General features: G+C 72.2%; 1 protein-coding gene. It reads right to left on the bottom strand.

What is annotated here, in order from left to right:
• Positions 1–1,758 (bottom strand): non-ribosomal peptide synthetase (locus CHC08_RS47780; protein ID WP_179282663.1); only part of this gene is annotated, 1,758 nt, incomplete at both ends.

Here is a 1,758-nt window from a genome sequence, read left to right as displayed (position 1 = left end):
CCAGACGGGTGGCCAGCAGGGAATGCCCACCGAGGTCGAAGAAATCGTCGTCGATCCCCACCTGGGTCAGGCCGAGCACCTCGGCGAACACCTGGGCGAGCAGGTGTTCCCGAGGCGTACGCGGTTCGCGGCCGACGGTCCCCACGGCGTAGTCCGGGGCGGGCAGGGCGGCCCTGTCGAGTTTGCCGTTCACCGTGAGCGGGAGCCGAGGAAGGACGAGCACGGCCGAGGGCACCATGTAGTCGGGCAGCAGGCGTGCGGCATGCGACCGCACCGCCGCGCCGGTCACGCTCTCCCCGGAGCCGGAACCGGAGCGCAAGGGGACGATATAGCCGATGAGACGCTTGCCGCCCGGCTGGTCGTCCCGGACGATCACAGCGGCCTGTGCCACCATCGGATGCGTGGCAAGGGCGGCTTCGACCTCGCCGGGTTCGACCCGGAAACCGCGTACCTTGACCTGCTCGTCGGTCCGCCCGGCGAACTCCAGGAGCCCGTCGCCGGTCCAGCGGACCAGGTCGCCGGTACGGTACATGCGCTCGCCGGGCCTGCCGTACGGGTTGGCGACGAACCGTTCGGCCGTCAGGCCCGGCCGGTTCACATACCCCCGAGCCAGGCCGGCGCCCGCCACGTAGAACTCACCCACCACACCCGGGGGAACGGGCCGGAGCGCGGCGTCCAGCACGTGAACACGGGTGTCGGAGACGGGGGTACCGATCGGAACCGGGCGGCCGTCCGCCGGCTCACCGGGCCGCAGGGCGTGCGCGCTCGTGAAGGTCGTGCCCTCGGTCGGGCCGTAGCCGTTGATGAGCAGCATCTCCGGGAACGCCTCCGTCACCGCCAGGCAGGCCGCGGGCGACAGCACGTCGCCACCGGCCAGCACGCAACGCAGCCCGTGCAGGACGGTCAGGTCCGTCTCCACGACCTCGTGGAACAGTCCCGCGGTGAGCCACATGACGCTCACCCGGTGCTCGCGGACGAATTCGCGCAGCTCGAAGACCGAGAGGTTCCGGGAAGGGGCGACGGCGAGGACCGCTCCGTTGAGCAGGGCGCCCCACAGCTCGAACGTGGCGGCGTCGAAGGACACCGAAGCCAGCTGGCCGACGACGTCGTCGGAACGCAGCTCGACGTAGTTGGCCTCCCGCACCAGGCGGCCGATCGCCTCGTGCGGCACGGCGACGCCCTTGGGCCGGCCGGTCGAGCCGGAGGTGTAGACGACGTACGCCGGGTGCTCGACCAGGAGTGAACGGATGCGGTCGCCGTCGCCGAGGTCGGTCGCGGGCAGCGCGTCGAGGGCGCGTGCCGTGTCCGGGGCGTCCAGGACGAGACACGGCGTCTGCCCGCCGTCCCCCGGGTTCAGCTCGCCGGTGGTGACCAGGAGCGCGGGCCTGGCGTCCTCCATCAGATAGGCGATCCGGTCCGCGGGGTAGGTGTGGTCGATCGGAAGGTAGGCGGCGCCGGCCTTCACCACGGCCAGCAGGGTGACGACCAGGTCGGCGGAGCGTTCGAGCCGAACCCCGACCAGGGTCTCCGGCCCGGCACCGTGTACGGCCAGCAGGCGGGCGAGCCGGTTGGCGCGGGCGTTGAGGTCGGCGTAGGACAGTTCGGTGCCCTCGAACACCACGGCGGTGGCGTCCGGGGTGCGGGCCACCTGGGCCTGGAACAGCTCGGGCAGCGTGGCGGCCGGGACCCCACGCGCGGTGTCGTTCCACTCGACCAGGACCCGGTGGCGTTCGGCCGGACTGAGCAGGTCGATGCCGG

Origin of the sequence: Streptosporangium subroseum (assembly GCF_900188345.1) — a bacterium.
In the GTDB taxonomy this organism is placed as follows: Bacteria; Actinomycetota; Actinomycetes; order Streptosporangiales; family Streptosporangiaceae; genus Streptosporangium; species Streptosporangium subroseum.
The sequence above is the reverse complement of the archived record's forward strand: the minus strand, read 5'-3'. Positions and strand labels throughout refer to the sequence as shown.